We start from the raw sequence: 18,645 nt of genomic DNA on the forward strand, positions 1-18,645 counted from the left end.
GCAGAGAAGTAGCCCGATGAAAAAGACCGTCCTGGCCTTCAGCCGTATCACCCCGGCCATGGCCGAGCGCCTGCAGCAAGATTTCAACGTGATCCGAAATACATCAGGTTCTGCCCGAGCGTACCGCGCTTGAGGGAAAGCCCGGCCTCGTAGCCTTCCTGCAACACGTTGAGGTTGATGCCGAAACCGGCGTTGGCCGCCTCGGTGCCGGCAATCGACTGGAACACCAGGTCCAGCGGCACGCCGCGGTTGATCGCCTCGATCGAGGTGGTGACGTGAGTGAGCACGCAGGCCTGGGTGGGAATCTGGTAGCGCTGGATGATGGCATCGAGCATTTCCAGCAGCGCGCAGATCGAGGCAATGCTGTCGGTGGCCGGGTTGATGCCGATCATCGCATCGCCGTTGCCATACAACAGGCCGTCGAGAATGCTCGCGGCGATGCCGGCGGGCTCGTCGGTGGGGTGGTTGGGTTGCAGGCGCGTGGACAGGCGCCCGCGCAGGCCCATGGTGCCGCGAAAGGCCGTGACCACGCGGATCTTCTGCGCCACCAGCACCAGGTCCTGCACCCGCATGATCTTGGAAACCGCTGCGGCCATTTCCGGCGTCAGGCCGGGGGCCAGGGCGCGCAGGCTGTCTTCGTTGGCCTGGTCGCTCAGCAGCCAGTCGCGCAGCCCGCCCACGGTGAGATGGCTGACCGGGGCGAAGGCGTCGCGGTCGTGGGTATCGACGATCAGCCGGGTGATCTCGTCCTGCTCGTAGGGAATCAGCGCTTCATTGAGAAAATGGCTGAGGGGAATGTCGGCCAGTGCCATCTGCGCCGCGACCCGCTCGCCATCGTTGCTGGCGGCGATACCGGCGAGAAAGTCGCCCGAGCGGGCGGGGCTGGCCTTGGCCATCACCTCTTTGAGGCTGTCGAAGCGATAGACCAGGTTGCCTACGGTGTGAACAAAACTTGCCATGCAGACTCTCCAGAGCGCCGCGGGCCAGGCCCGCGGCGTGTGTCGGCGATCAGTGCAGGGCCTCTTCGGCCTTCTGGATCGCGGCGAATTCCTCTTCCGGCGTCCCGGCCACCAGGTGGTGGCGGCTATAGAAAGCAAAGTAGGCAATTAATACCCCATAGATCACCGCCGCGCCAATCAGTACGCGTGGGTCGACCAGGAACCCGGCGACCACGGCGATGCAGGCCAGCACCAGGGCTACGCCCGAGGTGAAGATGCCGCCTGGGGTGCGGTAGGGGCGTTCCATCTTCGGCCGACGGATACGCAGGGTGATGTGCGCCGCCATCATGAACACATATGACAGCGTGGCACCGAATACCGCCACCAGGATCAGCAAATCGCCCTGGCCGGTCAGCGACAGCGCGAAACCGATGATGCCGGGGATCACCAAGGCCAGCACCGGCGCCTTGCTCTTGTTGGTCTCGGAGAGTTTGCGCGGCAGGTAGCCAGCGCGGGACAGCGCGAAGATCTGCCGCGAATAGGCGTAGATGATCGAGAAGAAGCTGGCGATCAGGCCGGCCAGGCCCACCAGGTTGACGAACCCGCCCATCCAGGTGGAGCCGCCGTAGGCCTTGGACAATGCCTCGACCAGCGGGTTACCCGAGGCCTTCAACGCCTCGGAGCCCGCGCCGCCAGGGCCGATCACCAGAATCAACAGGGCGAAGGCCAGCAGCACCAGCATGGCGCCGATCAGGCCGCGTGGCAGGTCACGGCGTGGGTTCTTGGTTTCCTCGGCGGCCAACGGCACGCCTTCTACCGCCAGGAAGAACCAGATCGCGAAGGGAATCGCCGCCCACACGCCGACATAGCCGAATGGCAGGAAGCTACTGGCGCCCACTGCGGTGCTTGGCGCGATGTCGAACAGGTTCGCTGCATCGAAATGGGGCAGCATGCCGATCAGGAACACCACCAGCGCAATGGCGGCCACGGCGGTGATGATGAACATCAGCTTGAGCGCCTCGCCCACGCCGAAGATGTGAATACCGATGAACACGATGTAGAAGGCCAGGTAGATCATCCAGCCGCCGATGCCGAACAGCGATTCGCAGTAGGCGCCGATGAACACGGCGATGGCGGCGGGGGCGATGGCGTACTCGATGAGGATCGCCGTGCCGGTGAGGAACCCGCCCCAAGGCCCGAAGGCGCTGCGGGCAAAGCCATAGCCGCCGCCAGCGGTGGGGATCATCGAGGACAGCTCGGCCAGCGAGAAGCACATGCACAGGTACATGGTGGCCATCAGCAGCGTGGCGAGAAACATTCCACCCCAGCCGCCTTGGGCCAGGCCGAAGTTCCAGCCGGCGTAGTCGCCGGAAATCACGTAGGCCACCCCAAGGCCCACCAGCAGCACCCAGCCTGCGGCGCCTTTTTTCAGTTCACGTTGCTGGAAGTAGTCGGAACCGACCTTTTCGAAATCGACGGAAGAACCTGCCGGCGCGCTGCCGGTGTGATCGCTTGGCATAGTGTTCACCTGTTCTTTTTCTAAGGTGGCCGGAAGGGTTTCCGGCCCTTGGTGATTCGCATTGCAGGAAGCGAGCCAGAGGCTCTGGGGCCGCTCCACAGCCCCAGAACCTGGAGGGCTAGAAGAAGCCCAGCGGGTTGATGTCGTAGCTCACCAGCAGGTTCTTGGTCTGCTGATAATGGTCGAGCATCATTTTGTGGGTTTCACGGCCGACGCCGGACTTCTTGTAGCCGCCGAACGCGGCATGCGCCGGGTACAGGTGGTAGCAGTTGGTCCACACGCGGCCCGCCTTGATGCCGCGGCCCATGCGGTAGGCGCGGTTGATGTCGCGGGTCCATACGCCGGCGCCCAGGCCGAACTCGGTGTCGTTGGCAATCGCCAGGGCCTCGGCTTCGTCCTTGAAGGTGGTGACGCTGACCACTGGGCCGAAAATCTCTTCCTGGAACACGCGCATTTTGTTGTTGCCCTTGAGCAGGGTCGGCTGGATGTAGTAGCCGGTGGCGAGCGAACCTTCGAGCTTCTCCACCTTGCCGCCGGTCAGCAGCTCGGCGCCTTCCTTCTGGGCGATGTCCAGGTACGACAGGATCTTCTCGAACTGCTGCTGCGAGGCCTGGGCGCCGACCATGGTGTCGGTGTCCAGCGGGTCGCCGCGCTTGATCTGCAGCACCTTCTTCATCACCACTTCCATGAACTGCGGGTAGATCGACTCCTGCACCAGTGCGCGCGACGGGCAGGTGCACACCTCGCCTTGGTTGAAGAACGCCAGCACCATGCCTTCGGCGGCCTTGTCGATAAAGCTCGGCTCGGCCTGCATGATGTCTTCGAAGTACACGTTCGGCGACTTGCCGCCTAACTCCACGGTCGACGGAATGATGTTCTCGGCCGCGCACTTGAGGATGTGCGAGCCCACCGGGGTGGAGCCGGTAAAGGCGATCTTGGCGATGCGCTTGCTGGTGGCCAGGGCTTCACCCGCCTCGCGGCCATAGCCTTGCACCACGTTGAGCACGCCTTTGGGCAGAAGGTCGCCAATCAGCTCCATCAATATGCTGATCGACAGCGGCGTCTGCTCGGCAGGTTTCAAGATCACACAGTTACCGGCGGCCAGGGCGGGTGCGAGTTTCCAGGCCGCCATCAGCAGCGGGAAGTTCCACGGGATGATCTGCCCGACCACGCCCAACGGCTCGTGGAAGTGGTAGGCCGCGGTGTGTTCGTTGATCTCGGCAACGCTGCCCTCTTGGGCACGAATGCAGCCGGCGTAGTAGCGGAAGTGGTCGGCAGCCAGGGGCACGTCGGCATTCAGGGTTTCGCGCACGGCCTTGCCGTTGTCCCAGGTTTCGGCCACGGCCAGCAGTTCGAGGTTGGCTTCGATGCGGTCGGCAATGTCCAGCAGCACCAGCGCGCGGTCCTGCACCGAGGTCTTGCCCCAGGCGTCGGCGGCGGCATGAGCAGCGTCAAGAGCAAGCTCGATATCTTCGCTGCCCGAGCGTGGGAACTCGCCAATCAACGAGCCATCGACCGGGCTGGTATTGGTGAAGTACTGGCCTTTGACCGGCGCGACGAATTCACCGCCGATGTAGTTGCCATAGCGCAGCTGGAGCTTGAGGACGGCATTGGGTGTGCCAGGTTTTGCGTAGATCATGGTGTTCTCCGTGACATTGTTCTTGTGGTTGTCGAGCGCAGTGCGGCTGCGCCGGTCAGACTCGTTCGAGCACACGCTCCAGGCTGCTCAGGAAGATGTCCACGTGCTCGCGCTGGAACATCAGCGGTGGGCGAATCTTCAGGGTATTGACGTGGGGGCCGGCCGCGCCAATCAGCACATGTTCCTCGCGCAGGCCGTTGACCACCTTGGCTGCGGTCTCGGCATCGGGCGCGCCATCCGGGGTGGTGAAATCAACGCCCAGGTACAGCCCCATACCACGCACGTCGCCAATCACCGGGTATTGCTTGGCCAGGCGCTCGAGCCCATCGAGCATCAACTTGCCGGACTCATGGGCGTTGGCGATGAGGTTTTCCTGCTCGATCACTTCCAGCACCGCCAGCCCGACTGCGGACGAGACCGGGTTGCCGGCGAAGGTGTTGAAATAGCCGGACTCGTTGGCGAAACGTTGCAGGATATGCGGTTTGGCGGTGATGCCCGCCGTTGGGTGACCGTTACCCATTGGCTTGCCCAAGGTGACGAGGTCCGGCACCAGGCCGTGGCATTGGAAGCCCCACATGTAGCGCCCCGAGCGCCCGTAGCCTGGCTGTACTTCATCGGCGATATACAGGCCACCGGCCTCTCGCACGGCCGCCACGGCTTCGCGCAGGAAACCTTGCGGCTCGAAGAACGCACCATCGCTGGTGAAGAACGAATCCAGCAACAACGCCGCTGGCTTGATGCCGTGACGCTGCATGTCGGCCAGGGCTGCACGTACGTCGGCGGCAAAGCGTCGGCCGACTTCCTCGGGGTTGTGCGGGTTATGGACCGGCGCCGCCACCGTGCGCACATGCGGGCTCGCGGCGATCTGCGAAAACTGCGAAGAGGACAGCTCGGCAATGCTGGCTGTGAGCCCGTGGTAGGCGTACTGGGTGACGATCACACCGGTACCGCCGGTGTATTCACGGGCGATGCGTATGGCCAGGTCGTTGGCCTCGCTGCCGGTGCAGGTGAAGGTCGCCTGGCTCAATTCGGCAGGCATGGTGCCCAGCAGTTTTTCCGCGAAATCCAGGATGTTGTCGTCCAGGTAGCGGGTGTGGGTGTTGAGCAGACGCGCCTGGCGGCACAGGGCATCGACCACATGCGGGTGGCAGTGGCCAACGGACGGCACATTGTTATAGACGTCCAGGTAACGCTGCCCGTCGACGTCGTAGACCCAGACACCTTCGCCACGCACCAGATGCAGCGGGTTCTGGTAGAACAATTGGTAGCCCGGGCCGAGCAAACGCCGCCGACGCTCGATCATCTCGCGGGTACGCGGCGACAGGGCGTTACTGTTTTCCTCGGAAAAAGCGTTGGTTTTCAACATGGGGACCGGCCTCGCTAGGCGTGCGAAAAAAGTACGGGAAGCGTCATCGGCATATCAGATGCTTGTTGGAAATAGTGCCGCTGGTTTCTGCGTCTGACTTGACCTTGGTGGATGGGTTGTCTGCCCTGCGGTCAACTTCCGGCCCCGGTTCCGCTAATTGTCTTCTGCAGTCAGATTCACTGGTTCCAAGGTCAAGCGCATCCCCCCGCAGTCGCTCCATCCTGAGCCTGACTTTTCATCAGAACACTCGGGAGCTGACTCATGAGCGCGACACAACAAGAAGAAATCGGCCTTCAGACCCTGCACGAAGTGGCCGCCCGCACACTCGCCGATTGCTACCCCGCCCAGGTGCAAGGGCAGGTCACGCTACTGTGTCACTCCGAGAATGCGACCTACCGCGTCGATACACCGGGCGGACAACGCTATGCCTTGCGCGTGCACAAGCTGGGTTATCACCGCAAGGCCGATATCGATAACGAGCTGGACTGGCTGAATGCGCTGCAAGCTTCAGGCATTGAAGTGCCGCGCCCGGTCGCAGGCCTCGATGGGCGTCATGTGCAGAGCACCCAGGTGGGGGCCGGCCAGGAAATCAACGTGGTGCTGTTCAATTGGGTGAGCGGCGCCGAACCTACCGCCGATGTCGACGTCAGCGCCTTCATGCGCCTCGGCGCGATTACCGCGAAACTGCACCAGCACAGCCAGCAATGGCAGCGTCCGGCCAATTTCTCGCGGATTGTCTGGGACCACCAAAGCATGGTCGGTGCCAACGGGCATTGGGGCGACTGGCGCAATGCGGTCAACCTGGACAGCAGCGCCTTTGGCGTGATCGAGGAGGTGTTGCAACGGGTGCAGGGCGAGCTGGCGAGCTATGGCCAGGATGGCAAGCGCTACGGCTTGATTCATGCCGACCTGCGCTTGGCCAACCTGCTGGTCGACCGAGAGCGCACCCATGTCATCGATTTCGATGACTGCGGTTTTGGCTGGTACCTGCATGACCTGGCATCGGCCCTGAGCTTCTACGAACACCACGAGCGGCTCAACGACTGGATCGAACACTGGCTGGCCGGTTATGCGGCGGTTACTCGCTTGAGTGCGCATGACATCGCGATGATTCCGACCTTTATCATCCAGCGGCGCATCCAGTTGCTGGCCTGGACTGGAACCCATGCCGAGACCCAGCAAGTGCGTAATCTCGGGGCGAACTGGGCGAAGCAGAGTGTCGAGCTGTGCAAGCGCTACTTGAGGCACGACCTTGCACAGGTGGTGACGAGATAACGCGTCATTGGGGCTGCGTTGCAGCCCCGATCTCATTTAATTCACTGGCATCAGGACTTACGCCACTGTTTCGGACTCGCCCCATGCCACCTGCGGAACGCGCGCGAAAACGCACTGGTCTCCGAATACCCCAGCAGCAGTGCCAGCTCCGAAATCGGCAGGCTGGTGCGAGTCAAGTAATACTGGGCCAACTCCTGGCGCACTTTCTCGACCAGCCCAGAGAAATTCAAACCCTTCTCGGCCAGCCGGCGCTGCAAGCTCCAACTGGTGATATGCAACAGGTCGGCGACTTGTTCGAGGCTAGGCTCGCCATCAGCCAACTGAAGACGGATCTGCGCCTGGACATCGTTGATGACGCCATGCCCGCCATGGCGCTCGCCGCCTTGGCGCGCCAGCAAGTCCATGCTTTCCATGATAATGGCCAGCAGACGGCTGTCACGGTCGGGCATGGTTTTCTCCAGCGCACTTCGCCTGAACACCAGCGAATTGCACGGCTGGCCAAAGAACACCGGCGCATCGAAGGCTTTGCAGTGCTCATGCCAGGCCTCGGGCTGGGGGTGCTCGAAATGCACCCGCTCAGGTGCCCACTTCTGCCCCAAGGCATGACGCATCATGTTGGTGAACATGCCCATCGACAACTCGGCGTCCTGGCGCTTGCGGAAAATGGCGCCGTACTGCACCTGGTAATCGAGCCGGCACCATTCGCTACCCACCTCGAGGCGCAGCAGGCTGCCTTGCTGATGGATGGGAAACACCTTCACCACGTTGCGCAACGCATCGCCCAGGGTGTCCGAGCAGATGCCGACATAGCCGAGCATGCCTAAGCCGTCGGGCCTGAACTGGCTGCCGTAGCGCAAGCCGAAGTTGTCATCCTGGGTTTGCCGGGCAGCCTCTTCGAACACCGCGCAGTACTGCTTGAGGTCCAGGCTCAGGGTGGGATGTTGCAAATGCTCCGGGTTGAAACCTGCATGACCGAAGATGCGGTCTGCATCGCCACCTTTGTGCTGAATGAACTCGGTAAGGCCGGTTGCGGCCGAACTGAGCACTCCGATGGATTGAAGCTGGTCGGCGAGTTGCCGGGTAGTGGCAAGTTGCATGGCAACCTCTCACAGAGTGGCTGATGGGGCAGTTTTCCATTGCATAGGCAGCCCATTGAATGAACGCCCTGTCAAGGATGTCAAGCAACCAACGCAATGCCTGACCACGCACGACAAGTCGTTGACCTGTGAGCACAAACTAAAGCCTTTTTCCGTTGCCGTCTTGACCGCTGGGCACAAAAACGTGCCCGCCGGTCAAGTCGACGGTGAACGCTTGGCGGACTATCGAATTTCCCCTCATTTGATAGGAGCTGCGCAGATGTTCTCGTCGTTAGAAGGCAAGAGTGTCCTGGTTACCGGTGCCAGCACTGGCATCGGCCTTGGCATTGCCCGGCAGTTCGCTTTGCAGGGCGCGAAGGTGCTGATTACCGCTCGCAGCGCGGACAAGATCGAAGCGGTCGCTGCCCAGCTGCGTGCAGAGGGGCTGCACGTTCATGGGCTGGCGGCCGATGTGGCGGATATAGCGTCCGTGGTGGCGATGATGAACACCGTGCAAGAGCTGCATGGCGGCCTGGATGTGCTGTGCTGCAATGCCGGCATCTTCCCCAACTCTACTCTGGAAAACCTGACCGAAGCCGATTGGGACCGAGTACTGGCCACGAACACCAAGGGCACGTTCCTCAGCGTGCAAGCCGCCCTGCCCCTGCTGCGTAACGCTGAATACGGGCGGGTAATCCTCACGTCCTCGATCACCGGCCCGGTTACCGGCTCGCCCGGCTGGGTCCACTACGGCGCGAGCAAGGCGGCGCAGCTGGGCTTCATGCGCACCGCAGCCATCGAGTTGGCCAAGGACGGCATCACCGTCAATGCGGTGCTGCCCGGCAACATCGTCACCGCCGGTTTCCTGGACGTGGATGCCGAGTACCAGGCGGGTGTGGCCGCTTCCATTCCGGCCAAGCGCCTGGGCACCCCCGAAGACGTCGCCAGCGCCGTGATGTTCTTCGCCAGCCGCGAAGCCGGCTACATCACCGGGCAAAGCCTGATTATCGACGGCGGCCAAGTGCTGCCTGAGTCCCTGCAATCCCTTGATTGACCCGCACGTTGAACACCGCACGATATCGAAATATACCGATATCTGTTTCTAGACCAGAGGTTTTTATGAAAGCGCAACTACTCAAATCATTCGGCGGCCCGCAATCGTTCGAGCTCTGCGATGTGCCCAAACCGGTGCCGCAGGCAGGCCAAGTGCTGGTGAAGGTGTACGCCACCTCCATCAACCCGCTGGATTACCAGGTACGCCGCGGCGACTACGCTGACTACGTGCCCCTGCCGGCCATTACCGGGCATGACGTCTCCGGCGTGGTCGAGGCGGTCGGCCCGGGCGTGACCAGCTTCGTGCCAGGCGACGAGGTGTGGTACACCCCGCAAATCTTCGATGGCGACGGCAGCTATGCCGAGTACCACGTGGCGTCCGAAAGCATCATCGGCAAGAAACCCGCAGCGCTGAGCCACCTCGAAGCCGCCACCCTGACCCTGGTCGGTGGCACGGCATGGGAAGCGTTGGTGGTGCGTGCGCAGCTGCGGGTGGGTGAAAGCATCCTGATCCATGGCGGTGCGGGCGGTGTAGGCCATGTGACGATCCAACTGGCCAAGGCCATCGGCGCCAAGGTGTTCACCACGGCGCGCCAAGAGCAGTTCGAGTTCGTCCGCAGCCTGGGTGCAGACGTGGTCATCGACTACGAGCAGGAGGACTATGTCGAGGCGGTGCTGCGCGAGAGCGATGGCAAGGGCGTGGATGTGGTGTTCGACACCATTGGCGGCGACACCTTGTCGCGCAGCCCCGATGTGCTCGCCCAACTGGGCCGCGTGGTCTCCATCGTCGACATTGCCAAGCCGCAGAACGTCATCCAGGCCTGGGGCAAGAACGCCAGCTACCACTTCGTTTTTACACGTCAGAACCGGGGCAAGCTTGATGACCTGAGCGCCTTGGTCGAACGCGGCCAACTGCGGCCACACGTTGGCGCGGTCTACTCGCTGGCGGATCTCGGAAAGGCTCATGCCCTGCTGGAAACGCCGAATAACGGCCTGCGCGGGAAAATCGCGATTGCGGTCGCCCCCGAGGCAAATCCAGGCAACAAGTAAGCGCGTAGTCGCTCATTTGCACAAACAGTGAGGTGAAGAAATGGCCAAGGCCGCTGATGTCGTTGTGCAATGCCTGGAGAACGAAGGTGTCGAGTATGTATTCGGTATTCCCGGTGAAGAAAACCTCGACCTGCTGGAGTCATTGCGCCGCTCCAGCATCAAGCTTGTACTCACGCGCCATGAACAGTCCGCAGGGTTCATGGCAGCTACTTATGGCCGGCTGACCGGCAAGACCGGCGTGAGCCTGTCGACCTTGGGCCCGGGTGCGACCAACCTGGTGACCGCCGGTGCCTATGCGTACCTGGGCGGCATGCCGATGCTGATGATCACCGGCCAAAAGCCGATCAAGAAGTCCAAGCAGGGTCGTTTCCAGATCCTGGATGTGGTCGGCATGATGCAACCCCTGACCAAATACACCCACCAGTTGGCCTCCGCCGACAACATTCCCTCGCGGGTGCGCGAGGCCTTCCGCCTGGCGGAAGAAGAAAAGCCTGGCGCGGTGCACCTGGAGCTGCCTGAGGACATCGCTGCCGAACAGACCGAAAGCATGCCGGTGCCGCCCAGCCTGCACCGTCGACCCCTGGCCGAGCACAAGGCGATCGCCGCAGCGGTGCAGAAGCTTCAGGCTGCACGCAGCCCGATCCTGGTGATTGGCGCTGGCGCCAACCGCAAGATGACCGCCAAGGTACTCAAGCAGCTGATCGACAACACCGGCATCCCCTTCGTCACCACGCAGATGGGCAAGGGTGTGGTCGATGAGCGCCACCCGCGCTTTCTCGGCAATGCCGCGCTGTCGGCGGGTGACTTCGTGCACCGCGCCGTGGAGGCCGCCGACCTGATCGTCAACATCGGCCACGATGTGATCGAAAAGCCGCCGTTCTTCATGGTGCGCGGCGGTACCGAAGTGGTCCACATCAACTTCCGCTCCGCCGAAGTGGACCCGGTGTACTTCCCGCAAATCGAAGTGGTCGGCGATATCGCCAACGCCGTGTGGCAGATCGGCGAAGCGCTGCAAGTTCAGGAGCACTGGGACTTCAGCCGGTTGATGGCGATCCGCGAGGCCAACGAGGCGCAGATCATCGAGGGCGCGGACGACAACCGCTTCCCGATCTACCCGCAGCGCTTCGTCGCCGACGTGCGCCGCGCCCTGCCCTCCGATGGCGTCGTGGCACTGGACAACGGCATCTACAAGATCTGGTTCGCGCGCAACTACAAGGCCCACAAGCCCAACACCGTGCTGCTGGACAACGCCCTGGCGACCATGGGCGCCGGCCTGCCCTCGGCGATGGCCGCGCACTTGGTGTGCCCGGACCGCCCCGTGGTCGCGGTGTGCGGTGACGGCGGCTTCATGATGAACAGCCAGGAGCTGGAAACCGCCGTGCGCCTGAAGATGAACCTGACGGTCATCATCCTGCGCGACGACGGCTACGGCATGATCCGCTGGAAACAGTCGAACATGGGCTTCACCGACTTTGGCCTGGACTACGGCAACCCGGACTTCGTGATGTATGCGCAAAGCTACGGCGCCAAGGGCCATCGGGTGGAAAGCGCCGAGGGCTTCCTGCCGCTGTTGCAGCGCTGCCTCGGCGAGCCGGGCGTGCATGTGATCGACTGCCCGGTGGACTACTCGGAAAACGATTTCATCCTCAACAGTGAAATCAAGCGCCGCAGCGCCCTGGTCTGATCGCTCGTCTCAAAGGCGGCAGCGCGCTGCCGCCAACCCTTATAAGAAGAAAGTGGAGTTCATCATGCAACTCAAAGACGACTATCTGTTTCGCCAGCAAGCCTTCATCGACGGCAACTGGGTCGACGCGGACAGTGGCCAGACGATCAAGGTCAACAACCCGGCAACGGGCGAAATCCTCGGCAGCGTGCCGAAAATGGGCGCCGCCGAAACCCGCCGCGCCATCGAAGCCGCCGACAAAGCCCTGCCCGCCTGGCGCGCACTGACCGCCAAGGAACGTGGCAATACGCTGCGCCGCTGGTTCGACCTGATGATCGAACACCAGGACGACCTGGCCCGCCTGATGACCCTGGAACAAGGCAAGCCCCTGGCCGAAGCCAAGGGCGAGATCGTCTACGCCGCCTCGTTCATCGAATGGTTCGCCGAAGAGGCCAAGCGCATCTACGGCGACGTGATCCCAGGCCACCAACCCGACAAGCGCCTGATCGTGATCAAGCAGCCGATCGGTGTCACTGCGGCCATCACCCCATGGAACTTCCCCGCCGCGATGATCACCCGCAAAGCCGGCCCGGCCCTGGCCGCCGGCTGCACCATGGTGCTCAAGCCCGCTTCGCAAACGCCCTTCACCGCCTTCGCCTTGGCTGAACTGGCACGGCGTGCCGGCATTCCGGCCGGCGTCTTCAACGTGGTCAGCGGCAGTGCCGGCGAGATCGGTGCCGAGCTGACCGGCAACCCCATCGTGCGCAAGCTGTCCTTTACCGGCTCCACGGAAATCGGCCGCCAGTTGATGGCCGAGTGCGCCAAGGACATCAAGAAAGTCTCGCTGGAACTGGGCGGCAATGCGCCCTTCATCGTGTTCGACGACGCGGACCTGGACCAGGCTGTCGAAGGCGCGATCATTTCCAAGTACCGCAACAACGGCCAGACCTGCGTGTGCGCCAACCGGCTGTACATCCAGGACGGTGTCTACGAAGCCTTCGCCGCGAAGTTGAAGGTGGCGGTGGCCAAGCTCAAGATCGGCAACGGTCTGGAAGCGGGCGTTACCACCGGCCCACTGATCGACGAGAAAGCCGTGGCCAAGGTCAAGGAGCACATTGCCGACGCGGTTGGCAAAGGTGCCCGCGTGCTGGCTGGCGGCCAGGGGCTGGAAGGCACCTTCTTCGAGCCGACCATCCTGGTCAACGTGCCGAACAACGCGGCCGTGGCCAAGGAGGAAACCTTCGGACCGCTGGCGCCGCTGTTCCGCTTCAAGGATGAAGCCGAAGTGATCGCCATGGCCAACGATACCGAGTTCGGCCTGGCGTCGTACTTCTATGCGCGCGATCTGGGGCGGGTATTCCGTGTGGCGGAAGCCTTGGACTACGGCATGGTCGGTGTGAACACAGGCCTGGTGTCCAACGAAGTGGCGCCGTTCGGCGGTATGAAGGCCTCAGGCTTGGGGCGTGAGGGCTCCAAGTACGGGATCGAGGATTACCTGGAGATCAAGTACCTGTGCTTGAGCGTGTGAGGTTGCCCAGGTAGCTGCTTGATCAAGCATTGGGGTCGCTTTGCGGCCCCAATTTGCTTCAACTGACAGGCATTGCTCTAACGCCCTTCCACCCCAGCAGCACGAACAGGTTCAAGTTCGCGTAGCTCACCACCCTCCTCCGCCAAACGTTGCAGATACGTCGCGGCATCCAGCAATTGGTAAGGGAAATAGAGCCCGGCAGCAGGTGCCGGCTGCCCATCCAGGCCAATCAAGCGCTCCAGCAGCATCGCAATACTCAGCCCCGTCAACGCTGCGGCCCCCGCCGGATGAATCAGCGCATGACGGCTCGCCTTGGGCTCGCCGTTCGCACCTTCACCCTCGACCTCGATCAGTATTTCAGTCGACATCGGCAAGCCGCTGCGGCGCGTCGAGCTCACATCGATGGCCATGTTGAATTGCACATTTTCGGCGTTTGTCGCAGCGGCCAGGCCTGTAACGTCGATGGAGGAGAACCCGCTGGCGCTGATCTCGGTGCCATCCACCGCATGAAAACTGACCTTCGCATCCTCGCCTTCACGCCAGATGAAGGCGCTATCTCGCCGCGTAAGAGCGGCTGGCAGCATTTTATTGAGGTGCTCGAAATCGGTGGCCACGGTGGGGCCGCCGGTGTCCTGGTCATCGACCAGCGCGTGGATGCGGATGTCGTGAACCTTGCGATACGCCTTGGCGATTTCCAGCGTGGCCACGGTGGTCGCGCCCACCATCCACTCATAGCCGAGCACGATGGCAGAGCGATTGGGCTTGTGCATGAACAGCGCGATTTCCGGGGCGATTTCGAACACGCCGGAGGAAATGCTCAGGTGCGGTATGCCACGGGACTGACTGAAGCGCAGGCTGGCGAGCGTGTGGTCCATGTAGAGCACCAGGACGGCGCTGACAGGCTGGTCGCCGAGACCCAGGTCATCGGCGGATGTATCGATCACTACGCCTTGTGCGTTACCGACTTCCTCGGCGGCCTTGTGGGCCTTGGCGATATCGCGACTGGCGAGCAGCAGCGGAATTTCAGGGTGGGTGGCGCGCAGAGCGGTGATCGTGCGGTGGCCTATGGCGCCGGTGCCGCCCAACAGCAAGATTGGGGCTTGGGACATGGTAAGGACTCCTGAGCTTTTGGCTGAGTACCTACCATTAGTAGATAAGCGGGTGGAGGGGTTCAGTCTATTTGCTGATCATGGGTGCAATGCCATCGGTTTTCGACAAGATGCATTGAACAACTCGCCAAGCCTCACTCGAGGTCCGAGCTCACTTCACTCACCGCCTGCGCGGCCAGCTTCTCCCGATCGGCCTTGCTGATGTACTTGGGCTTGTTGCTGCGCGGCGCTAGCTTGGCGCTAGCTTTCTTGGCATGGGCCTTGAGCAGTTGCTTGATCTTTTTCTGGCGGTTCATGGTTCACTCTGGCGGGGGCGAGGTGCGCATAGCATACCTTGGCACGCTGACAATCGCTGAGCCTGAAGGGTTATGGGCAGAAAAGAGCGGCTGTTTCTTGGCGTCCGTTGTCACGGGACAGGCCCACTGTCACCTTTTTTCCTATTTTTCCCTCCAAAAACTAAATCCCCGACTAATTCAAGCGCTGAAAACAATCAATCACATCTACCAACGGCACCACCCACTCCGATATCTTCTCACCATCCTCGTTAAAACTTTCCCTAGCACCAATATAAGAATTTATTTTATTATAATCAAACCCCTCTACAAGCTCATCAAGAAAAACTATCTGATTCTGAACAACAACCACATCCGCCTCAAAATATAGAACCCACACAGCCACAAAGTTAAGATACTCAGCATTTCGCATTGATACTATAAGTGCAGAATGCCGACACGCCTCAAACCCTTGTTTAAAGGAGCGCTTCCACTCCTCAATATACTTCTCCCTCGACCAGTATTCTACCGGAATGAAAAACCGCTCCTTCTCCTCACCAAGCTCAATACTACAAGCCACAACTTTTTCAGCGGCTAACACAACCTCATCTCGCCCGACATGCAAATTGAAGCTCATCAATCTTTGATCCTGTTAAAATTTTCGTTATCAACAAATAGTTCAGATTTATTTTCCTATTCTAATTTCGGACTACCCTGTTTTCTCCGCAGCATCTCAACAACGATTGAAGCAGGAGATTGCCATGATCAAGCGTAGTGACTCAATCCCACGAAGCTAGGCGCTCATTATCTTGGGGGCAGAAACGTGCGTCCGAACATAGGAGGCCGACCCTGTAGAAATGCGTTATTCGCATAACTCTGTCGGTGCTGAACTACAGTCAATGGCACCCTAGCCACTCTCTTGGCCCCCCATGGCATTCCACCGCCTGACCCGCACCCACCCTCGCCTTAGCCTCGCCACCCTGGTAGGCCTGGCAGGCGGCTGGCTGATTCCCGCCAGCGAATGGACGCAGCACCTGCTGGCCGGCTGGAACCTGGGGGTATGGCTGTACCTGGCGCTGATCCTCTGGCTGACCTACCGAGCGACGCCCGACAAGGTGCGCAACGTCGCCGAAGTGGAAGACGAAAACGCCGGCCTGGTGCTGTTCACGGTATCGCTCGCCGCCATCGCCAGCCTCGTCGCGGTCACCCTGCAACTGGCCGCTAGCCGTGGCCTGCACGGCAGTGCCCTGACCTTGCACTACCTCTACACCGGCCTGACCGTGGCCGGCTCGTGGCTTTTGATCGGCTGCATCTTCAGCCTGCACTACGCGCGCCTGTTCTATACCGGCAGCGGTGACGAGCCGCTGCTGCGCTTCGCCGATGGCGAGCGCAACCCCGACTATTGGGACTTCCACTACTTCGCCTTCACCCTCAGCGTGGCTGTGCAGACATCGGACGTGGGGGTTGGCGGGCGGGCCATGCGCCGGGTGGTGCTGGCCCATTCGCTGGTGGGGTTCGTGTTCAACACGGCGATTCTTGGCTTCACCATCAACATTGCCGCCGGGTTGCTTGGCTGAAGCGCTAAACGCTCAAGTTGCGATACTGGCCTTTGAAATACAGCAAGGGCTGCGCCACAGCAGCCTCTTGCACGTCCAGCGCCTTCACTTCACCAATCACGATCAAGTGATCACCGGCAGCGTATTCAGCGTGGATCTCGCAATCCAGCCAGTGCAGGCTGCCCGCAATCACCGGGTTGCCCAGGGGCGAGTCCTGCCACTGCACGCCCTGCCATTTATCTGCGCCGCGTTGGGCGAACTGGTTGGAAATGCCAACCTGCTCGCCCGAGAGGATATTGACCGCGAACCGTCCGGCCTGGCGAATCTTCGGGTAGCTGGCCGAGTTGGCCATGACGCTGAACGACACCAAGGGTGGGCTCATCGACACGCTATAGAACGACTGGCAGGTAAAGCCCAGCAGTTCACCATCGAGGTGCGATGTGATCACCGTGATACCGGATGCATAGTGCCCAAGTGCCTCGCGAAAGCTCAGCGGTTCGATGGCGGTGCTGGGAAGTGGCATCGATCAAAGCTCTCTACGAACGATTTGCGCGCCTGCACTCAACGCCCTCAACTTGCCGCTGGCCACCGCACGAGGCAACGGCGCCATGCCGCAGTTGGTGCACGGGTAGAGTTTGTCGGCGTCGACGAACTGAAGTGCCTTGCGCAGGGTGTTGGCCACTTCCTCGGGGGTTTCGATGGCATGGTTCGCCACGTCGATGGCGCCGACCATCACTTTCTTGCCACGGATCAGCTCGATCAGGTCCATGGGCACATGGGAGTTGTGGCACTCCAGCGAAACGATATCGATGCTGGACTTCTGCAACTTGGGGAAGGCTTCTTCGTACTGGCGCCACTCCGAACCCAGGGTCTTCTTCCAATCGGTATTGGCCTTGATGCCGTAGCCATAGCAGATATGCACGGCCGTTTCGCACTTGAGCCCTTCGATGGCCCTTTCCAGGGTGGCAACGCCCCAGTCGTTCACTTCATCGAAGAAGACATTGAAGGCCGGCTCATCGAACTGAATGACATCAACGCCCGCCGCTTCCAGTTCCCGGGCTTCCTGGTTGAGGATCTTGGCAAATTCCCAGGCCAGTTTTTCACGGCTTTTGTAGTGAGCGTCGTAGAGCGTGTCGATCATGGTCATGGGCCCAGGCAATGCCCACTTGATCGGCTGCGAAGTTTGCTGGCGCAGGAACCTGGCATCTTCGACGAACACCGGCTTGCGCCGCGCAACGGCGCCTACCACGGTCGGTACGCTGGCATCGTAGCGGTCGCGAATTCTCACGGTCTCGCGCTTCTCGAAATCAACGCCGTCGAGGTGCTCGATGAACGTGGTGACGAAGTGCTGGCGGGTTTGTTCGCCGTCGCTGACGATGTCGATACCCGCCTGCTGCTGTTCGTGCAGCGACAAACGCAACGCATCCTGCTTGCCCTCGAGCAACGCCTCGTCTTGCAGTTTCCAGGGTGACCACAGCGTCTCGGGCTGTGCCAGCCAGGAGGGTTTGGGCAGGCTGCCAGCGGTTGAGGTAGGCAATAGTTTTTTCATCATGAGTGACCTTGTACTTCCAATGCTTTAGAGCCCGCAGCGCGCGGACCATTGTTCGAGAACAGCCTGGTAGGGCTTGATGAAGAACGCTTCGGCGAACTGCCCCTGCTCGATGGCCAGGCGGCTGCGTTCTGCGCGGTCGTAGACGATGCGCGTCAGCGAGTAGTCCTGGTGCTGCAAGCTGGGCTGGTAGCATTTTCCGGCTGCCGAGTTGGCGTTATAGATTTCCGGCCGGTAGATCTTCTGGAAGGTATCCATCGTGCTGACGGTGCTAATCAGCTCGAGGTTGGTGTAGTCACCCAGCAGGTCGCCGGCGAAATAGAACGCCAAGGGCGCAGCACTGTTGGGCGGCATGAAGTAGCGAACCTTCAGCCCCATCTTCTGGAAGTAGTCGTCGGTCAGCGAGTATTCATCCTGCTGGTACTCGACACCCAGCACCGGGTGCTGGTTTTCGGTGCGGTGGTAGGTCTTGCTGCTCGAAACGCTCAGGCAGATCACCGGCGGCTTGGCAAAGTGTTCTTTATAGGCACTCGAATTGACGAAGCTCTTGAACAACTTTCCGTGCAACTCGCCGAAGCCTTCAGGCGTGCTGAATTCGCGTTGCCCTTTGTTGTGCCCAAGCAGCAGCACACTGAAGTCGTAATCGCGCACATAGGAAGAGAAGTTATTGCCGACGATGCCGTCGACACGCTCGTGGGTTTCTCGATCGACCACCGTGGTTTTCAAGATTTCGATCAAGGGCAGCGCTTGGGCACTGTGCTCGGCATCGACCTGCAACGCCACGGAAATGATTTCCAACTCGAGCGTATAGCGGTCGCCCTTGGGGTTGTCCCAATGCGCCAAGGCATTGAAGCGATTGTCGATCATCTTCAAGGTATTGCGCAGGTTCTCCTGGCGGCTGGTGCCCCGGGCCAGGTTGGCGAAGTTGGTGGTGATACGCGTGTTGTCCGAGGGGCGATAGTGCTCGTCGAAGTGCGTACGCTTGATGGTAAATGCGAAGTCGTTGCTCATTGGCGGTGACACCTGATCCCTGATTTTCTTTCCCCTGCGCA

Annotated in this window: 16 protein-coding genes and 1 pseudogene; 6 read left to right on the forward strand and 11 right to left on the reverse strand. The window is 61.1% G+C overall.

Translation table 11 applies throughout. The features are described from left to right. Nucleotides 1-95: 95 nt before the first annotated feature. The 4 genes and pseudogenes from eutB to ACQKPE_RS05435 all read right to left on the reverse strand — a co-directional run. A pseudogene (eutB, locus tag ACQKPE_RS05420) lies at nt 96-959 on the reverse strand (ethanolamine ammonia-lyase subunit EutB); the annotation flags it as partial. A 49-nt stretch (nt 960-1,008) separates the two neighbouring features. Beyond that, on the reverse strand, nt 1,009-2,457 hold the full coding sequence (gene eat / locus ACQKPE_RS05425) for an ethanolamine permease (RefSeq protein ID WP_427663870.1): 1,449 nt from the start codon (nt 2,455-2,457) through the stop codon (nt 1,009-1,011). A gap of 118 nt (nt 2,458-2,575) precedes the next feature. Next, on the reverse strand, nt 2,576-4,096 hold the full coding sequence (exaC, locus tag ACQKPE_RS05430) for an acetaldehyde dehydrogenase ExaC (protein ID WP_427663871.1): 1,521 nt from the start codon (nt 4,094-4,096) through the stop codon (nt 2,576-2,578). Between the two features lie 55 nt (nt 4,097-4,151). After that, nucleotides 4,152-5,462 carry an aspartate aminotransferase family protein gene (locus tag ACQKPE_RS05435; RefSeq protein WP_427663873.1) on the reverse strand — a complete coding sequence of 437 codons (1,311 nt, stop codon included), beginning with the start codon at nt 5,460-5,462 and terminating at the stop codon, nt 4,152-4,154. 261 nt (nt 5,463-5,723) lie between these two features. Here ACQKPE_RS05435 and ACQKPE_RS05440 point away from each other — a divergent pair, with 261 nt between their 5' ends. Beyond that, nucleotides 5,724-6,737 carry a phosphotransferase enzyme family protein gene (locus ACQKPE_RS05440; RefSeq protein ID WP_427663874.1) on the forward strand — a complete coding sequence of 338 codons (1,014 nt, stop codon included), beginning with the start codon at nt 5,724-5,726 and terminating at the stop codon, nt 6,735-6,737. Between the two features lie 50 nt (nt 6,738-6,787). Here the strand turns inward: ACQKPE_RS05440 and qhpR are convergent, their stop codons facing one another. Continuing rightward, nucleotides 6,788-7,834, reverse strand: coding sequence for an AraC-like transcriptional regulator QhpR (gene qhpR, locus ACQKPE_RS05445; protein WP_427663876.1), 1,047 nt, complete (start codon nt 7,832-7,834; stop codon nt 6,788-6,790). A gap of 259 nt (nt 7,835-8,093) precedes the next feature. Between qhpR and fabG the strand changes: the two genes are divergently transcribed. From fabG to gabD, 4 genes are all read left to right on the forward strand, one after another. Next, nucleotides 8,094-8,867, forward strand: a complete 774-nt coding sequence (gene fabG / locus ACQKPE_RS05450; RefSeq protein ID WP_427663878.1) for a 3-oxoacyl-ACP reductase FabG — start codon at nt 8,094-8,096, stop codon at nt 8,865-8,867. A gap of 65 nt (nt 8,868-8,932) precedes the next feature. Next, nucleotides 8,933-9,916: a zinc-dependent alcohol dehydrogenase family protein gene (locus ACQKPE_RS05455; RefSeq protein ID WP_427663880.1), complete on the forward strand. Its 984-nt coding sequence runs from the start codon at nt 8,933-8,935 to the stop codon at nt 9,914-9,916. Nucleotides 9,917-9,956: 40 nt separating this feature from the next. Then, a complete protein-coding gene (locus ACQKPE_RS05460; RefSeq protein ID WP_427663881.1) occupies nt 9,957-11,600 on the forward strand; it encodes an acetolactate synthase large subunit in 1,644 nt (547 codons plus the stop codon). Nucleotides 11,601-11,664: 64 nt separating this feature from the next. Then, nucleotides 11,665-13,107: an NADP-dependent succinate-semialdehyde dehydrogenase gene (gene gabD, locus ACQKPE_RS05465; RefSeq protein WP_427663883.1), complete on the forward strand. Its 1,443-nt coding sequence runs from the start codon at nt 11,665-11,667 to the stop codon at nt 13,105-13,107. Between the two features lie 77 nt (nt 13,108-13,184). Here the strand turns inward: gabD and ACQKPE_RS05470 are convergent, their stop codons facing one another. The 3 genes from ACQKPE_RS05470 to ACQKPE_RS05480 all read right to left on the reverse strand — a co-directional run bounded on the left by ACQKPE_RS05470 (nt 13,185) and on the right by ACQKPE_RS05480 (nt 15,125). Then, the gene (locus ACQKPE_RS05470) at nt 13,185-14,216 is read right to left on the reverse strand and encodes an NAD(P)-dependent oxidoreductase (RefSeq protein ID WP_427663884.1); all 1,032 of its coding nucleotides are present in this window, start codon (nt 14,214-14,216) and stop codon (nt 13,185-13,187) included. Nucleotides 14,217-14,350: 134 nt separating this feature from the next. Continuing rightward, nucleotides 14,351-14,512, reverse strand: coding sequence for a DUF2986 domain-containing protein (locus tag ACQKPE_RS05475; RefSeq protein ID WP_427663886.1), 162 nt, complete (start codon nt 14,510-14,512; stop codon nt 14,351-14,353). Nucleotides 14,513-14,684: 172 nt separating this feature from the next. Then, nucleotides 14,685-15,125 (reverse strand): hypothetical protein, encoded by a 441-nt coding sequence (locus tag ACQKPE_RS05480; RefSeq protein ID WP_427663888.1) that lies wholly within the window; start codon nt 15,123-15,125, stop codon nt 14,685-14,687. Nucleotides 15,126-15,417: 292 nt separating this feature from the next. Here ACQKPE_RS05480 and ACQKPE_RS05485 point away from each other — a divergent pair, with 292 nt between their 5' ends. Next, nucleotides 15,418-16,065, forward strand: a complete 648-nt coding sequence (locus ACQKPE_RS05485) for a DUF1345 domain-containing protein (protein WP_427663890.1) — start codon at nt 15,418-15,420, stop codon at nt 16,063-16,065. A 4-nt stretch (nt 16,066-16,069) separates the two neighbouring features. Here ACQKPE_RS05485 and ACQKPE_RS05490 read toward each other — a convergent pair whose 3' ends face one another. Genes ACQKPE_RS05490 through ACQKPE_RS05500 form a run of 3 tightly spaced genes read right to left on the reverse strand, consistent with a single transcriptional unit; the run spans nt 16,070 to nt 18,604 of the window. Further along, nucleotides 16,070-16,567, reverse strand: coding sequence for a flavin reductase family protein (locus ACQKPE_RS05490; protein ID WP_427663892.1), 498 nt, complete (start codon nt 16,565-16,567; stop codon nt 16,070-16,072). Between the two features lie 3 nt (nt 16,568-16,570). After that, nucleotides 16,571-17,593 (reverse strand): methionine synthase, encoded by a 1,023-nt coding sequence (locus ACQKPE_RS05495; protein ID WP_427663893.1) that lies wholly within the window; start codon nt 17,591-17,593, stop codon nt 16,571-16,573. A gap of 27 nt (nt 17,594-17,620) precedes the next feature. Beyond that, the gene (locus tag ACQKPE_RS05500; protein WP_427663895.1) at nt 17,621-18,604 is read right to left on the reverse strand and encodes a DUF1852 domain-containing protein; all 984 of its coding nucleotides are present in this window, start codon (nt 18,602-18,604) and stop codon (nt 17,621-17,623) included. Between the last annotated feature and the right edge of the window lie 41 nt (nt 18,605-18,645).

Source organism: Pseudomonas sp. NPDC089554, from assembly GCF_050280645.1.
Classification (GTDB): Bacteria; Pseudomonadota; Gammaproteobacteria; order Pseudomonadales; family Pseudomonadaceae; genus Aquipseudomonas.

Coding starts and splice junctions, on each gene's coding strand:
- eat (WP_427663870.1), bottom strand. CDS start 2,457: ATGCCAAGCGATCACACCGGCAGCGCGCCGGCAGGTTCTTCCGTCGAT.
- exaC (WP_427663871.1), bottom strand. CDS start 4,096: ATGATCTACGCAAAACCTGGCACACCCAATGCCGTCCTCAAGCTCCAG.
- ACQKPE_RS05435 (WP_427663873.1), bottom strand. CDS start 5,462: ATGTTGAAAACCAACGCTTTTTCCGAGGAAAACAGTAACGCCCTGTCG.
- ACQKPE_RS05440 (WP_427663874.1), top strand. CDS start 5,724: ATGAGCGCGACACAACAAGAAGAAATCGGCCTTCAGACCCTGCACGAA.
- qhpR (WP_427663876.1), bottom strand. CDS start 7,834: ATGCAACTTGCCACTACCCGGCAACTCGCCGACCAGCTTCAATCCATC.
- fabG (WP_427663878.1), top strand. CDS start 8,094: ATGTTCTCGTCGTTAGAAGGCAAGAGTGTCCTGGTTACCGGTGCCAGC.
- ACQKPE_RS05455 (WP_427663880.1), top strand. CDS start 8,933: ATGAAAGCGCAACTACTCAAATCATTCGGCGGCCCGCAATCGTTCGAG.
- ACQKPE_RS05460 (WP_427663881.1), top strand. CDS start 9,957: ATGGCCAAGGCCGCTGATGTCGTTGTGCAATGCCTGGAGAACGAAGGT.
- gabD (WP_427663883.1), top strand. CDS start 11,665: ATGCAACTCAAAGACGACTATCTGTTTCGCCAGCAAGCCTTCATCGAC.
- ACQKPE_RS05470 (WP_427663884.1), bottom strand. CDS start 14,216: ATGTCCCAAGCCCCAATCTTGCTGTTGGGCGGCACCGGCGCCATAGGC.
- ACQKPE_RS05475 (WP_427663886.1), bottom strand. CDS start 14,512: ATGAACCGCCAGAAAAAGATCAAGCAACTGCTCAAGGCCCATGCCAAG.
- ACQKPE_RS05480 (WP_427663888.1), bottom strand. CDS start 15,125: ATGAGCTTCAATTTGCATGTCGGGCGAGATGAGGTTGTGTTAGCCGCT.
- ACQKPE_RS05485 (WP_427663890.1), top strand. CDS start 15,418: ATGGCATTCCACCGCCTGACCCGCACCCACCCTCGCCTTAGCCTCGCC.
- ACQKPE_RS05490 (WP_427663892.1), bottom strand. CDS start 16,567: ATGCCACTTCCCAGCACCGCCATCGAACCGCTGAGCTTTCGCGAGGCA.
- ACQKPE_RS05495 (WP_427663893.1), bottom strand. CDS start 17,593: ATGAAAAAACTATTGCCTACCTCAACCGCTGGCAGCCTGCCCAAACCC.
- ACQKPE_RS05500 (WP_427663895.1), bottom strand. CDS start 18,604: ATGAGCAACGACTTCGCATTTACCATCAAGCGTACGCACTTCGACGAG.